This window comes from Longimicrobium sp. (assembly GCA_036377595.1).
In the GTDB taxonomy this organism is placed as follows: Bacteria; Gemmatimonadota; Gemmatimonadetes; order Longimicrobiales; family Longimicrobiaceae; genus Longimicrobium.
The window spans coordinates 1-15,349 of sequence record DASUYB010000028.1 but is presented as its reverse complement, the minus strand read 5'-3'; the positions used below and the strand labels follow the sequence as shown (position 1 = coordinate 15,349).

General features: G+C 71.2%; 11 protein-coding genes and 1 tRNA gene. 3 read left to right on the top strand and 9 right to left on the bottom strand.

The window, feature by feature from the left end:
- Positions 1-145: 145 nt before the first annotated feature.
- The 4 genes from VF092_04915 to VF092_04900 all read right to left on the bottom strand — a co-directional run bounded on the left by VF092_04915 (position 146) and on the right by VF092_04900 (position 6,380).
- On the bottom strand, positions 146-2,119 hold the full coding sequence (locus VF092_04915) for a hypothetical protein (protein HEX6746615.1): 1,974 nt from the start codon (positions 2,117-2,119) through the stop codon (positions 146-148).
- Entirely contained in the window at positions 2,116-3,609 is a 1,494-nt protein-coding gene (locus VF092_04910) for a leucyl aminopeptidase (protein HEX6746614.1), read from the bottom strand. Before VF092_04910 ends, VF092_04915 begins: the two co-directional genes overlap by 4 nt.
- A gap of 167 nt (positions 3,610-3,776) precedes the next feature.
- Positions 3,777-5,033: an NADP-dependent isocitrate dehydrogenase gene (icd, locus tag VF092_04905; protein ID HEX6746613.1), complete on the bottom strand. Its 1,257-nt coding sequence runs from the start codon at positions 5,031-5,033 to the stop codon at positions 3,777-3,779.
- A 213-nt stretch (positions 5,034-5,246) separates the two neighbouring features.
- On the bottom strand, positions 5,247-6,380 hold the full coding sequence (locus tag VF092_04900; protein ID HEX6746612.1) for a citrate/2-methylcitrate synthase: 1,134 nt from the start codon (positions 6,378-6,380) through the stop codon (positions 5,247-5,249).
- A gap of 251 nt (positions 6,381-6,631) precedes the next feature.
- Between VF092_04900 and VF092_04895 the strand changes: the two genes are divergently transcribed.
- Entirely contained in the window at positions 6,632-7,195 is a 564-nt protein-coding gene (locus VF092_04895) for an RNA polymerase sigma factor (protein ID HEX6746611.1), read from the top strand.
- A gap of 121 nt (positions 7,196-7,316) precedes the next feature.
- Here the strand turns inward: VF092_04895 and VF092_04890 are convergent, their stop codons facing one another.
- Entirely contained in the window at positions 7,317-7,748 is a 432-nt protein-coding gene (locus tag VF092_04890; GenBank protein ID HEX6746610.1) for a TraR/DksA C4-type zinc finger protein, read from the bottom strand.
- 205 nt (positions 7,749-7,953) lie between these two features.
- Here VF092_04890 and VF092_04885 point away from each other — a divergent pair, with 205 nt between their 5' ends.
- A complete protein-coding gene (locus VF092_04885) occupies positions 7,954-8,130 on the top strand; it encodes a hypothetical protein (GenBank protein ID HEX6746609.1) in 177 nt (58 codons plus the stop codon).
- Positions 8,131-8,215: 85 nt separating this feature from the next.
- On the opposite strand, the gene VF092_04880 is transcribed toward VF092_04885, so the two are convergent.
- The 4 genes from VF092_04880 to VF092_04865 form a co-directional block, all read right to left on the bottom strand.
- Positions 8,216-10,702, bottom strand: a complete 2,487-nt coding sequence (locus tag VF092_04880) for an Ig-like domain-containing protein (protein ID HEX6746608.1) — start codon at positions 10,700-10,702, stop codon at positions 8,216-8,218.
- Positions 10,703-10,899: 197 nt separating this feature from the next.
- Positions 10,900-10,983, bottom strand: a tRNA-Leu gene (locus VF092_04875).
- Positions 10,984-11,132: 149 nt separating this feature from the next.
- Positions 11,133-13,592 carry an Ig-like domain-containing protein gene (locus VF092_04870; protein HEX6746607.1) on the bottom strand — a complete coding sequence of 820 codons (2,460 nt, stop codon included), beginning with the start codon at positions 13,590-13,592 and terminating at the stop codon, positions 11,133-11,135.
- A 316-nt stretch (positions 13,593-13,908) separates the two neighbouring features.
- The gene (locus VF092_04865) at positions 13,909-14,655 is read right to left on the bottom strand and encodes a hypothetical protein (GenBank protein HEX6746606.1); all 747 of its coding nucleotides are present in this window, start codon (positions 14,653-14,655) and stop codon (positions 13,909-13,911) included.
- A 185-nt stretch (positions 14,656-14,840) separates the two neighbouring features.
- Here VF092_04865 and VF092_04860 point away from each other — a divergent pair.
- Positions 14,841-15,349 (top strand): TetR/AcrR family transcriptional regulator (locus VF092_04860; GenBank protein ID HEX6746605.1); only part of this gene is annotated, 509 nt, incomplete at its 3' end.

Below are 15,349 nucleotides of genomic sequence, written 5' to 3'. Positions count from 1 at the left end.
GCACTGGGCACTGGGCACTGGGCACTGGGCACTGGGCACTGGGCACTGGGCACTGGGCACTGGGCACTGGGCACTGGGCACTGGGCACTGGGCACTGGGCACTGGGCACTGGGCACTGGGCACTCAGCACTCAGCACTCAGCGCTTCAGTTCCGGAAGAACCACCGCACCCCGTACAGCGATCGCCCCGCGGGGATGCGCGACACCGGGATGTCGAGCGTGCCGCGGCGGTAGAACGCGTTTTCGTAGCGCCAGAAGATGCGGATGTCGATGATCCGGATCTGCATGTACAGGTTGTAGATGGAGTAGCGCGGCATCACCACGTCCCGCAGCTGCGCGGGGTCCCACGCCAGCGACTGGTCGCGCCCGATCACCTCGAAGCGGATGGTCGGCTCCAGGTTCCCCTGCTTGTAGACGCCGTTGAACTGGATCGACGCGCGTCCCAGCTGCGTCGGCAGGTAGCGCCGGTCCGGCGCGTCGAGCCAGCGCTGGTACCAGCCGGAGAGCGTCAGCTGGCGGAAGTAGAGCGGGACCGACGCGTACGCCTCGACCCCCGTGGCGGCCAGCCCCGGCTCCGGCGGCACCTCGCGGTCGAACGCGAAGCCGTACGGCACCGCCTGGTCCAGGTCGTGGCGCACCATCGCCGCGCCCAGGTGGAAAAGCCCGCGGTTGAACTCCGCCCCCGCGCGGAAGCCGTCCACCGAGGTGTCCAGCGTCTTGATCACCTGCACACGCACGGTGTCGAGCGTGGGCAGCCCCGTCCCCCCGATCCCCCCGATCGTCTTCAGGACCACCGAGTCGCCGGCGAGGTAGCGCACGCCGCGGTTCCCCGTGGCCAGCTGGCCGAAGAGCGAGAAGCCGCCCCACGGCCCCGCGCGCAGGCTCCCGCTCGCTTCGAGTCCGCTGACGCCGCCGATGGTGAGCTGCCGCACCTCCGCGCTCGCGGCCAGCCAGGGCGCGGGACCGAAGTCCAGCCGGCCCCACGCCTCGGTCTGGTCCGGCGCCCACCCGTCGTCGTCGCCGCGGTGGAGGCGCGCGCCGGCGGCCAGGGTGCCGAAGCCCAGCGGCACCGTGGCGCGGAAGCCGGCCTGCAGGCTGCGCGCGCGCACGGTGAGGGTGTCGGCGCCGGCCGGGCGCTGCAGGCTGCGCCCGGCGAGCGCCTCCAGGTACGCCCCGGCGATGCGGCCGCGCGCGCGCAGGATGGCCTCGCTGCGGTCCAGGCTCTCCAGCTCGATGGCGCTGGTCAGCTGGCTCTCGCTGTTCAGCTTGGCCGTGCGCACCTCGGCCTGCAGCCCCCAGTCGGGATTGAAGTTGTAGTTCAGGCGGGTGATGGTGTGCGTGACGCTGAAGTCCTGCCGGCGCGCCGAGCCGTCTGTCTGGTCCAGGTCCAGGTCCACCTCGCCCACCATCCGCTTGCCGATGGGGCGGGTGAAGATCCCGCGCAGCGCGCGCGTTCCCAGGTCGCCGTCCATCCCCTCGATCTGCGCGAAGGGGCGGGCGTCGGCCAGCTTCAGGGAGGTGAGGTCCACCCGGATCTCGTCCAGCCCCCGCTGGATGCGGATGGACTGCACGTTGGCCAGGGGAACGCGCTGCAGGTCGGGCGTGGCCGCGTTCAGGGGACGCAGCTCGTAGCCGTCCAGGAAGATGCGGAACCGCCCCCCGCCCGAGGCGAACGGCGAGACGCCCAGCGGCCGCCCGAACGCGCCCGTGCGGGTCAGGACCAGCCCGGGGATGCGGTCGAGCAGCTCGGCCAGCGACAGCCCGTGGAAGTACTGCAACTGCTCGGGGCCGAGGAAGTACGCGCCGTCGGAGAAGCCGTTCGACGGCGGGAGGGGATGCAGCGGGAAGCTGGGCGCGGCGACGGTCGAGTCCGGCGGCGCCGTGTCCTGCTTCGCGCCGGGGATCGTGTCCCCGCGCACCGCCTCGGGGGGGATGCCGACCTGCGCGCTGTCGCGGCGCGCGTGGGGGACCGTGTCGCGCGGCGGCCGCGGAACGGTGTCGCGCGGGGCGGGCGGGCGCGTGGGGATGGTGTCGCGCTGGGCGTGGACGCGCGCGGGCGCCGCGCCGAGCCCCAGGGCCAGCGCGGCGGAGAGGAAGGCGAGGCGGAGGACGCGGCTCATCCGGCGCGCGACAGGACCCAGTCCACGAACAGCCGCGTGGGGGCGCCGGTGGAGCCCTTGCTCAGGTAGGCCAGCTTCCCGTCCCCGTACGCCGTCCCCGCCACGTCGAGATGCACCCACGGCACGTCGCCCACGAACTCGCGCAGGAACCACGCGGCGGTGATGGTGCCGGCCGGGCGCCCGCCGCTGTTCTTGATGTCGGCGTAGTCGCTCTTGATCTGCTCGCGGTACTCGTCGAACATCGGCAGCGGCCAGCAGCGCTCGCCGGTGCGGTCGCCCGCCCGCTTCACCTCGTCGAGCAGCGCCTCGTCGTTCCCCATGATCCCCGTGGCCTGGTGGCCCAGGGCGATCACGCAAGCGCCGGTGAGCGTGGCCGCGTCGAGCATGGCCGCGGGCTCGAAGCGCCTGGCGTAGTGCAGCGCGTCGGCCAGGATCAGGCGCCCCTCCGCGTCGGTGTTCACCACCTCGATGGTCTTCCCCGACGCGGCGCGGAAGATGTCGCCCGGCTTCATCGCCCGGCCGCCCAGCAGGTTCTCGCTGCTGGGGACGATGCCGACCACGTTCGCCTTCACCCCCAGCTCGCCGATGGCCTGCATGGCGGCGAGGACGGCGGCGCCGCCGCACATGTCGAACTTCATCTCCTCCATCCCCTGCGCGGGCTTGATGGAGATGCCGCCGGCGTCGAAGGTCAGCCCCTTGCCGACGAGGACCAGCGGCTTCTGATCCTCCGGTCCGCCGCGGTGCTCGAGGACGATGAAGCGCGGCTCCTCGTCGGACCCGCGGGCGACGGCCAGGAGCGCGCCCATCCCCTCGTCCTCCATCTCCTTCGGCCCCAGGACGGTGACCTTCATCCCGAACTTCCCGGCCACCTCGCGCCCCACCTCCGCCAGCTTCGAGGGGGTGGCGACGTTGCCGGGGAGATTCCCCAGCGTGCGCGCCATGTTCTCTGCGCGGGCCACGATCTCCGCCACGCGCGCCGCCTCGCCGGCCGCGGACTCGTCGCCCTCGGAGGCCACGACGAGCTTCAGGTCGGCCAGCTCGACGGGCGGCGTTTCGCCGTTGGACTTGAGCTCGGTGAAGGCGTAGGCGCCGAGGACGACGCCCTCGGTGACCGCGCGCGCCGCCTCGGCCGCGGAGAGCGAGGAGGCGGGAAGCGCGAAGGTGAGGGCGGCGGAGCGGGCCTTGGCCGCCTGCTTGGCCGCGGCGCCGCCGGCCTTGCGCAGCCGCTCGGGGGTCAGCGCGTCGGGCTTGCCCACGCCGACCAGGAGGACGCGCTGCGCGGCCACGCCACCGCCGGAGCGGTGCAGGAGGAGGACGTCGCCCTCCTTGCCGCGCAGGTCGCCACGGTCGCGCACGGCGGTGATCAGCCCGCCCAGCGCCACGTCGAGCGCGGCCACGGCCGGGTCGGCGCCGTTCCCCTCGAACACGGGAACGGCCAGGAGCGGCGTCTCCAGCGAGGCCAGCTCGCTGCGGAGGACGGAAACGTTCATCGGGGATCGTCCGGTTCGAAATTCGTCATCTGTTCGTCAGTGTGGAAGTGCGTGAGTGCGGAAGTGCATGAGTGCGTTTGGGGATGCGCGAATACCAGGCTCCCGCGCCTTCACCACGCACTCCCGCACTCACGCACTTCCGCACTTCTACGAGCACTTCCGCACTTCTACTGCATGTGCTGCACGATGCGGCGGCCGAACTCCGAGCACGAGACCTTGGTGGCGCCCTCCATCAGCCGCTCGAAGTCGTAGGTCACCGTCTTGGCGCCGATGGCGCCCTCGAGGCCCTTGATGATCAGGTCCGCGGCCTCGGTCCACCCCATGTAGCGCAGCATCATCTCGCCGCTGAGGATGACCGAGCCGGGGTTGACCATGTCCTTCCCCGCGTACTTGGGGGCGGTGCCGTGCGTGGCCTCGAAGATGGCGTGGCCGGTGACGTAGTTGATGTTGGCCCCCGGCGCGATGCCGATCCCGCCCACCTGCGCCGCCAGCGCGTCGGAGATGTAGTCGCCGTTCAGGTTGAGCGTGGCGATCACGTCGTACTCCTTCGGGCGCGTGAGGATCTGCTGCAGGAAGGCGTCGGCGATCACGTCGTTCACGATCACCTGCTTCCCGCCGCGGTCGATCACCTGCCAGGGCCCGCCCTCGTAGTCGCCCGCGCCGTAGTCGCGGCGGGCCAGCTCGTATCCCCAGTTCTTGAAGGCGCCCTCGGTGAACTTCATGATGTTCCCCTTGTGCACCAGCGTCACCGAGCGGCGGCCGTGCGCCAGCGCGTAGTCGAGCGCCGCGCGCACCAGGCGCTCCGTCCCCTCGCGCGACACGGGCTTGATGCCGAAGCCCGAGGTCTCGGGGAAGCGCACCTTCCGGAAGCGGTCGGGGAAGCTCTGCTGCAGCGCCTCGGAGAACTTCCGCGCATCGTCGGTCCCCTCCTCGAACTCGATCCCCGCGTAGATGTCTTCCGTGTTCTCGCGGAATATGACCATGTCGACGTCGCCGGGCTTCTTCACCGGGCTGGGGACGCCCTCGAACCAGCGCACCGGGCGAACGCAGGCGTAGAGGTCCAGGATCTGGCGCAGGGCGACGTTCAGCGAGCGGATGCCGCCGCCCACGGGGGTGGTCAGCGGCCCCTTGATCCCCACCAGGTACTCGCGGAAAGCGTCGAGGGTGGCGTCGGGAAGCCAGCTCCCGGTCTGCTGGAAGCTCTTCTCGCCGGCCAGCACCTCCATCCAGTGGATCTTCCGCTTCCCGCCGTACGCCTTCTCGACCGCCGCGTCGAACACGGGCTGCGAGGCGTTCCAGATGTCGGGCCCGGTGCCGTCGCCCTCGATGAAGGGGAGGACGGGGTGATCGGGAACGTGCAGCTTCCCGTCGCGGATCTCCACGCGCTCGCCGCCCGCGGGGGCGGTGGGGCTCCAGTCGCTCATATTCGTCAGGCTCGGTTCGAGTGATTGGTTCGGTAAAGATGTGCGAAAGTGCGAAAGTGCGAGAGTGCGAAAGTGGTGAGGAGAGCGTGAGAAAGTGGCGAGTCGCCGGACCACCTCTCGCACCTTCGCACTCTCGCACTTTCGCACCAAGCAACGGGGCGCGGCGGGCACCCCGCCGCGCCCCGCGTGCGCCGCCGGCCTCGCCGCGCGAGCCTACCGCTGGTCGATGGGCACGACGGTCTTCCCGCGCGGGCCCACGTACTCCGAGCTCGGGCGGATCAGCCGGTTGTCGGCGTACTGCTCCAGCAGGTGCGCCGTCCACCCCGGCGTGCGCGCGATGGCGAACACCGCGGTGAACAGGTCCATCGGGATCCCCAGCGTGGTGTAGACCGAGGCCGAGAAGAAGTCGACGTTGGGATAGATGCGCTTGCCGCGGCTCTCCATCTCCTGCGCCATGGCCGCGCGGATCTTGTCCGACAGGTCCAGCCACTTCGTCTCGCCCGCCTCGCCCATGATGCGGTCGGCCAGCTCGCGCAGCACGGTGGCGCGCGGGTCGGTGGCCTTGTAGACGCGGTGCCCGAAGCCCATCACCTTCTTCCCGCCCTCCAGCGCGCCGTGCACCCACGCCGCGGGATCCTCGCCGCTCTCGTCGATCTCGCGGAGCATGTTCATCACCTCCACGTTGGCGCCGCCGTGGCTGGGGCCCTTCAGCGTGCCGATCGCCGAGGTGATGCACGAGTACATGTCGGAGAGCGTGCCGGCCGTCACGCGCGCCGCGAAGGTCGAGGCGTTCATCGCGTGCTCGGCGTGCAGCACCAGCGCCGCGTCCATGGTGCGGCAGCGGGTCTCGTTGGCGTCCTCGCCGTTCAGCATGTACAGGAAGTTGGCCGCGACGCTCATCCCCTCCTTGGGCTGCAGCGGGTCCTTCCCGCTGCGCGCGCGGGCGTACGCGGCCACCAGCGTGGGCGTCTGCGCGGTGAGGAAGACGGCCTTGCGGCGCAGCTCCGCGGCGGAGATGTCGTCGGCGTTCGGGTCGTACATCCCCAGCGCCGAGACGGCGGTGCGGAGCGCGGCCATGGGGTCCGCGTCCTTCGGGAAGGCGCGGACCATGGCCAGCATCTCGTCGCTCAGGCGCGCGTTGGCGGCCAGCACGCGCTTGAGCCCGTCCAGCTGCTCCCGGTTGGGGAGCTCGCCGTTCCACAGGAGGTAGCAGACCTCCTCGAAGGTGGTGTTGCGCGCGAGGTCGTCGATGTCGTACCCCGCGTAGATCAGCTCGCCGACCTCGCCGTTGATGTCGCTCAGCCTGGACTGACCGACGACCACCCCTTCCAGCCCCTTGCCAGCCATGTCTGTCTTTCCCCTGACGCCCGTGCGCAGCTAAGATTTCGGAAACGCGTGCCGTTCGCCCCGGCGTGCGCCCCGGCCGGACGGGTCGGGGGCGGCGTGCAGCATCCGGGCCAGCCGGGGCGCGCCAACATAGCGCGGGGGACCCGGTGTGGCAAGCGGCCCCACGGGGTGGCGGAAGCGGCACGGGGGCCGCCACTTGCGGCGTGCGGGCGCGGGGCCGCCGGGGCGCGGCGGGCGCCCCTTTTCCATGGATGGAGGCCGAGACGGAAGACGTGGAGCCGCAGCAGCCGGACGGCGAGCTGATCGGGCGCATCCTGGCGGGCGAGCGCGAGGTATACGCGTGCCTGGTGGGACGCTACCAGGACACCATGTACCGCCACGCCGCGGCCATGGTGGGCGACCGCGACGCCGCCGCCGACCTGGTGCAGGACACCTTCGTGAAGGCGTTCACGCGGCTGGACACCTGCGACCCCGACCGGTTCGCGGCGTGGCTCTTCCGCATACTGCGCAACCGCTGCAAGGACTGGCTGAAGAACCGCCGCCAGCACACCGCGCCGCTGCAAGACGACGCGCACGCCGCCGGCGAGGGCGACGATCCCGGCCGCACGCTGGAGCGCACCGAGCTGGGCCGCGTGGTCGACGCCGCGCTGATGCGCCTCCCCGCCGCGCAGCGCGAGGCCTTCCTGCTGAAGCACGTGGACGGGCTGAGCTACGAGGAGATGGCGGAGCGCCTCGAAACCGGCATCAGCGCGCTGAAGATGCGCGTGATGCGCGCCCGCGAAGCCCTCCAGGAGATCCTCCGCGACGTCGTGTAGCTCTGATCATCCAAACAGAAATGTCTCACGCAGAGTCAGCAGAGTCAGCAGAGGGAACTGCAGTTCTCTGCTGACTCTGCTGACTCTGCGTGAGACTTTCTTTAAGGATGACGGCCCCGGTTCAGATCGCCGCGTCGTCGCCGGTGCGGGCGGCCTCGCGCGGGTCGGCGGCGGAGGCGGTGTCGCGGTCGGCCTGCAGCGCGTGCTCGGCGCACAGCCGCGTCTCGGGGATCACCTCCAGCCGCTCCAGTTCGATGTCGCGGCCGCACACCTCGCACTTCCCGAACTCCTCCGGCGTCTTGTAGAGCCGCGACAGCGCCTCGTCCACCTGGTACAGCCTCCGCCCCTCCACGCTGGTCAGCAGGAAGTCCTGCTCCTGCTCGTGGCTCTCGCTGCCGATGTCGGCCGGGTGGAAGCGGTACAGGCTCAGCTCGCCCGCGCGCTCGCGCAGGTCGTTCATCCGCTCGTCGAAGTGGCCGATGTTCTCCAGCACCCGCTCGCGCTCGCGCAGCAGCGCCCGCTCGATCTTCCCGCGATCCTGTTCGCTCAGCATCTGGCTTTTCGCTCCTCTCCCGTTTCGCCCGGCCGAACGCCGCGCGCCGACGCCGGTGCGATCAATCTCCGTGCCGTCTCCACGCGCGGGGCGCCCGGCGGGAAAGGCGTGGGCGCGCCGCCGCCCGTCTCCCTAGACTCCATGGCGCACGCGCTGCGAGCCCACCGCGCAGCTTCCCATCAACCCGCGAAGGACGGAGGGACGGATGGAGAAGATCCGGCTGGACCTGGACGCGCTAGCGGTGGAGTCGTTCCCCGCCGGCGAGGGCGGCGAGGGCGCGCGCGGTACCGTGCGCGCCAACGCGGCCCGCACGCAGCAGCCCGCGCACACCTGCTTCTACACCTGCGGCAGCGACATCCACTTCATCTGCTGCACCGGCTGATCTCCGAACGGAATTCCGGAGATGCGAACGGCCCGCCCGGGAGAGCTCCCGGGCGGGCCGCCGGTCGTTCGAGCGGATCGCGACGCTACTTCCGCCGGATCACCAGCATCCGCACCGTCGACGCGGGCGCCAGGCCGCCGGACAGCGTTTTCAATCCCGCGAACGCGCTCGACGCCACGCCCACGCGCAGGTACGCCGCGGCGCCGCTGTCGGTGAGCGAGAACGCGTCGGCCACGCCGTTCGACGGGTTGCGCACCGCCAGCTCGTACGCGCACGAGCACACCGGGCCGGGGGTGTAGTCCAGGTTCGCGTAGAGGTTGCGGAAGTTCCAGCTCGGCTGCGAGTAGGTGGCCGAGGCCCCGATCCCCGCGTCGTCGGCGTACATGGCGCCCACGAAGTCGCGGTACCAGGGGAGCGGGTCGGTGCCCAGCACGGCCTGCACGTTGGTCATCCCCTCCGTGGTGCTGTTGACCAGCGCGTTCCAGGTGGTCGACTGCGTGCCGCCCTTGCGGTCGGCCGCGTAGCGCAGGAACGCCCACGCCGCGCCGCGCGTGGCCAGGTCGTCGTCCAGCTGGAAGCCGCCGTTGGTGTGCGGCGACAGCAGCCACTGCCGCAGCCGCCCGAAGTTCGACTCGGCGTAGGTGAAGAAGGCGTCCTGCGTCGCGGGCACCGCCAGGCTCGCCGCGTTCACGTTGCCGCCGGGCGAGAGCCCCGAGCGGTTGTAGAAGATCAGCTCCTCGGCGATGTGCGACAGCCCCTCGTCCAGCCACACCTCCTCGAACCCCGGCGCCGAGTTCACGTACATCCGGCGCGCGGCGTTGATCATGTGCTGGAACTCGTGCGCCAGCGTCCCCACCGTCACCGACTTGATGAAGGAGACGCTGCGCTTGTTGCCGTTCACCGCGCCCCCCGTGTCGGCCGCCAGCATGTAGAACATCTCGCCCACGTTCGAGGTGGCGCAGCTCGCCGCGGGAAGCAGGTCGCGCTGGAAGAAGAAGCCGCCGATGTACGCCGACGAGGCGGCCGGCGTCAGCTCGTTCACCGCGCGCGTGTAGAAGGCGATCACCCGGCCACCGTTGCTGTCGATGTCGCTGGGTGTGCCGAAGTTGCCGGTGGCCACCGGGTGCACGAACAGGTCGAAGCTGTCGGCGATGGCCTGGTAGTCGGCCGCGCTCAGCCCGCCCTCCGGGTTCATGATGTCAGCGATCACGATGATCCGCGTTCCCACCGCCTCCACCCGCCCCACGCGCGTGTCGAGGGTGGAGCAGGCGTTGTCCGTCTCCACGTTCAGGTTCATCAGTGCGCCCACCGACGGCACGCCGGGGGTGATGGCGCCGCGCACCCCCGCCGCAGCGCCCCCGCGCATCCCCGCCGCGCCGCGGCTGATCCACCGCTGCCGCGCGTCGGGGATCATCCGCGTGAGCTGGGCCCGGTCGCGCACCCGCAGCCGCGTCCCGAAGTCCTCCTGCGCCGCCCTCGCCGCGACGGTGAAGCGAGCCGAGGACGGGAGCCGGTCCGGCGTCGGCGCGCCCGACACCGCCACGATCCCGCTTCCGGTCACGCTCAGCGACACGGAGGCGGCGTCGTTCACGTTCACCGGCACCGCCGTGTACTCCGCGCCCGACCCGCCGCCCGAGAGGCAGAGGCTGGAGCCCGCGGGCATGTCGGCCACGAACACGCCGCCCAGCGCCAGGTTGGGGCAGACGGCGATCGTCGCCGTCCCCGTCCGCGCGCCGCTGGTGGCGGTGATGGTCGCCGTCCCCGGGGCCACGCCGGTGACGTTCCCCGACGCGTCCACTGTCGCCACGCCGTTGTCGCTCGTCCCCCACGTCACCGACCCGCCGACGTTGTTGCCCACCGCGCTGCGCACCGTGGCGGTCAGCGCCTGCGACGAACCCGCCGCCAGCGAGTCGGCCGCGGGGGTCACGTCGATGTAGCCGTTGGGGTGCGGCACCTCGGCCACGACGTAGAGGGTGAAGACGAAGGAGGTGACCGTGGGATCCACGTTCAGCGTCCAGTTGCGCGCCGACGAGGTCTCGTTCTGCGAGAGGATCCCGTCCCCGCCGAGCTGCCCGCCCGAGTACGTGTAGAACGGCTGGTTCGAGGCGGTGAACGTCCCCGTCCCGTCGGCCCCCGCCACCGTGGCGCTCCCCAAGCCGCCGGTCACGTTCGGCCCCGTGGCGAAGACCACGCGCACCCCGCTGCCGTCGGGCGTGGTGCCGTTCGTCGTTCCCATGGGCTGGGGGATGAGGTTCTGCACCGTGACGTCGAAGGCGAAGACGTGCGTCCCGCTGTTGTACGAGACGTTCGACGAGGTCAGTTGCACGTAGGTGCCCTGCCCGCCCACGATGATGTAGCCGCGCGCGCCGCCGGGAAGCTGCCCGGCCCCGCAGGAAAGGGTGCGCGCCGTGGTGCTGGCGGTGCACTCGACGCTCCCCAGGACCAGCGGCTGGGCGGGCTCGCCGGGGGGCGTGGCCGGCGCCACGGGGCCGCGGTCGCTGCACGCGGCCAGCGCCAGCGCGGAAAGCCCGGCAAGCGCCAGGCGGGCGGCGATGAAGCTCGAGCATCGCATGGAAGGAACCATTGTGCGAGGAGGGCTTCGCGGGGGACGGAGGAGCACCCCGGAAATCACATCGAAACAGGCGGAGAGAACAGCAGGGAATAGATTTGCGCCGCGGCGGACCGGTGTCAACGGGATCGTTCGCGCCGTTCGGAGACGGACGCGCAACGGGCCGCATTTCCATCAAGGAGATACGGCCCGCCATGCAGTGCCCGGAGTCGGACTCGAACCGACATGCCCTTGCGGACGGCAGATTTTGAGTCTGCTGCGTCTACCGATTTCGCCATCCGGGCGGCGGCTGAAAGCTAACGCCGAAGCCGCTTCCCCTCAACCGTTTGCCGTCCCGCGTCGAACGAAGGGCAATCGGCCCCGGGGAAAACGGAGAGGCAGGGGAGCGTCCGCCCCCCTGCCTCTCCGTTTCCCGCATTCGGCCGGCGGCCGCCTACCGCGTGCGCATCACCACCAGCGCGTACGGCGTCAGCGGCGAGGAGCCCGTGGTCACCCGTCCGAAGGCGGCGGCGTTCACGCGGAAGCGCGTGTAGGCCGTGCTGCCGCCGCCGCTGTAGGTCAGCGTGAGCGGCGTGTTGTTGAACAGCGGCCGCTGCAGCAGCGAGTAGCTCCCGTTCAGCAGCGTGTACAGCGCGCGGAAGTTCCAGCTCTGCGTGACGTACTCGGCGTTCACGCCGAACGCGTTGTCGTCGGCGTACAGCGCGGTGATGAAGTCGCGCTGCCAGGTGGTCGGGTCGTTGTTGCCGATCACGTGCTGGATGTTGGCCGTGCCCTGCAGGTTGTCGTTCACCAGGTGGAACCAGAAGTCCTGCTCGCTGCCGCCCTGCCGGTCGGCCGCGTAGCGCAGGAACGCCCAGATGGCGCCGCGCACCGCCAGCGAGTTCTGGTTCTGCTTGAACGCGCCCGTGGTGTCGGGGCGCTGCAGCCAGCTGCGGAACCGGCCGATGTTCTGCGACGCGTAGGCGTTGTACGCGTTCACCCGCTTCGAGTTGAGCTGCACGCCGCTCACGGCGTTGGTCCCCGGGCCCACGTTGCTCTTCGGCGTCATCCCCGAGGTGCGGTAGAACATCAGCTCCTCGGCGATGTGGCTGAGCCCCTCGTTCAGGAAGCCCTGCTCGAACGAGCTGGCGCCGGTGACGTAGCCGCGCCGGAAGGCGTTGATCATGTGCTGGAACTCGTGCCCCAGCGTGCCGGTGGTGTTCCCCCGCACGAACGACACCGCGCGCTTGTTGTTGTTCACCACGCCGCCGGTGTCGGGAACGAGCATGTAGAACATCTCGCCCATGTTGCTGTTGGTGCAGCCGTCCGCCGGGTCGTTGGAGAAGATGTCCTTGCTGGCGAAGAAGCCCAGCACCACCGACGACGAGTTCTGCGGCGACAGCTCGTTGACCGCGCGGGTGAAGAACGCCACCACGTGGCCGTTGCCGTCCACGTCGGTGGGCGCGCCGAAGTTGGCGCTGTCGACCGGCCAGGCGATGGAGTCGAACTCGGTCGCGATGGAGTCGTACTGCGCGGTGGTGAAGCCGCCCGGCGGGTTGGCCGTGTCGGCCACGATGACGAGGTGCTGGCCGACCGAGCGCACCACGCCGCGGCGCACGCTGGGGTTGGCCGAGCACGCCGAGTTGGTGTTGAGGTCCATCGAGTCGCCCACCGAGGGCACCACCCCCTGGGTGATGATCGCGCGGATCCCGCCGGCGCGGCCGCGGCGGATGCGCGCCGCCGGGTTGCCCAGCATCCCGTTCAGCCGCGGCAGGTCGCGCTCCACGTAGGGGAGGTCGCTGGCGATCTCCAGCCCCTCGCCCGGGATGCGCAGCGGCGACAGCCCGCCGGGGAGGCGCGTGGGGCTGGGAGACTGCGGCTTGAGCGTGGTGTCGACGCCCACGGCGGACAGGCTGAACGCCGACAGCGCCGTGCTCTGCGCCAGGTTCATGGGCATGTACACGTACTCGGCGCCCGACGCGCCGCCGCCCAGGCACAGGCTGGCCGCGGCCGGCATGCTGGTCGTGTACGCCTGGCCGACGGCCAGCTTGGGGCACACGCCCACCGTGAACGAGCCGGTTCGGCTCCCCGCCGTGGCGGTGATCACCGTGCTCCCGGGCGCCACGCCCACCACATTCCCCGCCGAGTCGACACGCGCGATCAGGGAGTCGGCCGAGGCCCAGGTAACCGTGGCGTCGGCGACCAGCGTGCCCACCGCGGTGCGCACCGAGTCGGTCAGCGCCACCGTGTCGCCGGTCAGCACGTTGCCGGTGCCGGGGAACACGTCGACCCACCCGTCGGGCCGCGGCACCTCGGTCACCACGTACAGGGTGAAGGCGAAGCTCTCCACCGTGCCGTCGACGTGCAGCTGCCAGTTCTTCGCCGACGAGGTCTCGTTGGTGGAGAGGATCCCGTCCGCGCCCAGCGCCGCGCCCGCGTAGCGGAAGAAGGGCTGGTTGGTGGAGGTGAAGGCGTCCATCCCGTCGGCGTTCGACACCGAGGCGTCGCCCGAGCCGGCGGTGACCTGCGGGCCCGAGGCGAAGATCACGCGTACGCCGTTGGTGTCGGCCGCCACGCCGTCGGTGGTGCCCATCGCCTGCGGGATCTTGTTCATCACCGTCACGTCGAAGGCGAACGCGCCCGTCCCCGCGTCGTAGGTGACGTTCGACGAGGTCAGCTCCACGTTCACGTGCTGGCCGCCCACGATGATGTAGCCGCGGGCGCCCGGGGGGAGCTCCGCCTGGCCGCACGACACGGTGCCGGCCTTCACGCTCGCCGTGCAGCGGATGCTGCCCACCATCTCCGGCGCGCCGGGCGCCCGCGGATCGGTGGGCCCGAGCGGAGAGGTGCGGTCGCTGCACGCGGCCAGCGCGAGCAGGCCGGCCACGGCGGCGCCGAACGCCGCGGGAGACACGAGGGATCTGGGGCTGAACGCCATGGTCCGAGAGGTTGGAAGCGAACGATCGAACCCGCGCGGCGAAGGCGCGGGCGCCGGAACGCGGGGCCGGGCCCGCGGGATGAAACCGCTCAGTCGGGAGTACGGCGGGACACGGAATGGCCCGCCGTGGCAGCAAAGGGCCCTTTCCCGCCGTTCGGAGGGAGAGGGCGCGCGGGCCGCTCCGGGTGGAAGCGGCCTGGGGTGCAGCCTATGGGCAAGAAATCAGCGCCGGAATCTAACGGTTCCGGCGCCGGAAAACAACTGATTGCAAAGACTTTGCAGAGTGTCGCGATCAGCGCGCGCCGCCCCCGTCGTGCGCGTCCACGATCTGCAGCGCGTACCAGGCGCGCTTCATCGCCCGCGTCTGGTCGCCCGTAGCCATGGCCTCGCGCGCCAGGCGCAGGAGGAGGCGCGCGCGGCGGAGATCCGGCGTGGGCGACGGGTCGCCGTCGATGCGCGCCTCGGCCCGGGCGACCAGGTCCAGCGCCACGGCCTGCGGGGCGAAGGGGCGCGCCGCGTCGGCCGCGTCGGCCAGGCGCAGCACCGCCGTCTTCCGGTCGCCCTGCGAGAGCGCGAGCTCCGCCGCGGCGCGGTGCGCGGCGACGGTGGACAGCGCGGCCGCCAGCTCGGGGTAGTCGCCCGCGCGCAGGCGGTCCTGGGCGCGGTGCTCCCACTCGCGCACGGCGCCGATCGCGCCCATCACCTTCGGCGCCGCGGGATCCGTGGTGACGAAGGAGGCGGCCAGGCGCGTGGCCTGCCCCTCCATCTCCAGCGCCGCCTCCAGCATCCCCGCGCGGCGGGCGCGGGCGGCCTGCTGCGTCATCTCCCGCAGCTGCGCGGCCAGCGGGCGGCTGGTGTAGGCCAGCCAGCTGCGCGCGTCGGGCATCCCCGCCGGCGGCGTCACCGCCACCCACGTCTTCCCTCCCGCCTCCTGCGCGAACGAGGTGGGCAGCGTGGGCGCGTCGCCGCACGCCGCCAGCGCGCCGCACAGGGCGAGCGCGGAGAGCAGCGTCGTGGGACGGCGGAGGGATTGGCGCATTCGGATTTCCAGGGAGAGGACGCCCGCGGGCGCGGGGCCGGAACGAAGCAAGCTACTGCGGCGCTTGGGGTTGGTCAACCCGCGCGGCGCCCGCGTCCTTGCCGCCCATTCGCACGCGGGATAGGTTGACGGACGTTCGAACCAGCCGGGGCGCGACCGTTCCCCGCTCCACCCGCAGGGCGAGCATGACGGACGAGCGCAGCGCGTACGACGAGAAGCTGGAAAGCATCCTGCGCACCGCGGCGCGGATCTTCGCCGAGAAGGGCTACCACCAGGCGTCGATCCGCGACATCGCGCGGGCCACGGGCGTTTCCCTCTCCGGGCTGTACTACTACTTCGACAGCAAGGAGGAGCTGCTCTTCCTCATCCAGGACCACGCCTTCGGCACGCTGCTGGCCAGCCTGGAGCGGAACCTCGCGGGGATCGACGAGCCGCACCGGCGGCTGCGCATCCTGATGGAGAACCACCTGCGCTACTTCATCGACGCCAAGGCCGAGATGAAGGTACTGTCGCACGAGAGCGAGTCGCTGTCGGGAGATTTCCGCCGCCGCGTGAACGAGAAGAAGCGGCGGCTGACCGAGACGGCGATGGAGATCCTGCGCGAGCTGCGCCCCGACGGCGGGGTGGACCTGCGCGTGGCCACCTTCTCGCTGTTCGGGATGATGAACTGGCTGTACAACTGGCACCGCCCCGG

Excerpts from the sequence above, each read along its gene's own strand:
- VF092_04915 (HEX6746615.1), bottom strand. The coding sequence starts at position 2,119 with ATGAGCCGCGTCCTCCGCCTCGCCTTCCTCTCCGCCGCGCTGGCCCTG.
- VF092_04910 (HEX6746614.1), bottom strand. The coding sequence starts at position 3,609 with ATGAACGTTTCCGTCCTCCGCAGCGAGCTGGCCTCGCTGGAGACGCCG.
- icd (HEX6746613.1), bottom strand. The coding sequence starts at position 5,033 with ATGAGCGACTGGAGCCCCACCGCCCCCGCGGGCGGCGAGCGCGTGGAG.
- VF092_04900 (HEX6746612.1), bottom strand. The coding sequence starts at position 6,380 with ATGGCTGGCAAGGGGCTGGAAGGGGTGGTCGTCGGTCAGTCCAGGCTG.
- VF092_04895 (HEX6746611.1), top strand. The coding sequence starts at position 6,632 with ATGGAGGCCGAGACGGAAGACGTGGAGCCGCAGCAGCCGGACGGCGAG.
- VF092_04890 (HEX6746610.1), bottom strand. The coding sequence starts at position 7,748 with ATGCTGAGCGAACAGGATCGCGGGAAGATCGAGCGGGCGCTGCTGCGC.
- VF092_04885 (HEX6746609.1), top strand. The coding sequence starts at position 7,954 with ATGGAGAAGATCCGGCTGGACCTGGACGCGCTAGCGGTGGAGTCGTTC.
- VF092_04880 (HEX6746608.1), bottom strand. The coding sequence starts at position 10,702 with ATGCGATGCTCGAGCTTCATCGCCGCCCGCCTGGCGCTTGCCGGGCTT.
- VF092_04865 (HEX6746606.1), bottom strand. The coding sequence starts at position 14,655 with ATGCGCCAATCCCTCCGCCGTCCCACGACGCTGCTCTCCGCGCTCGCC.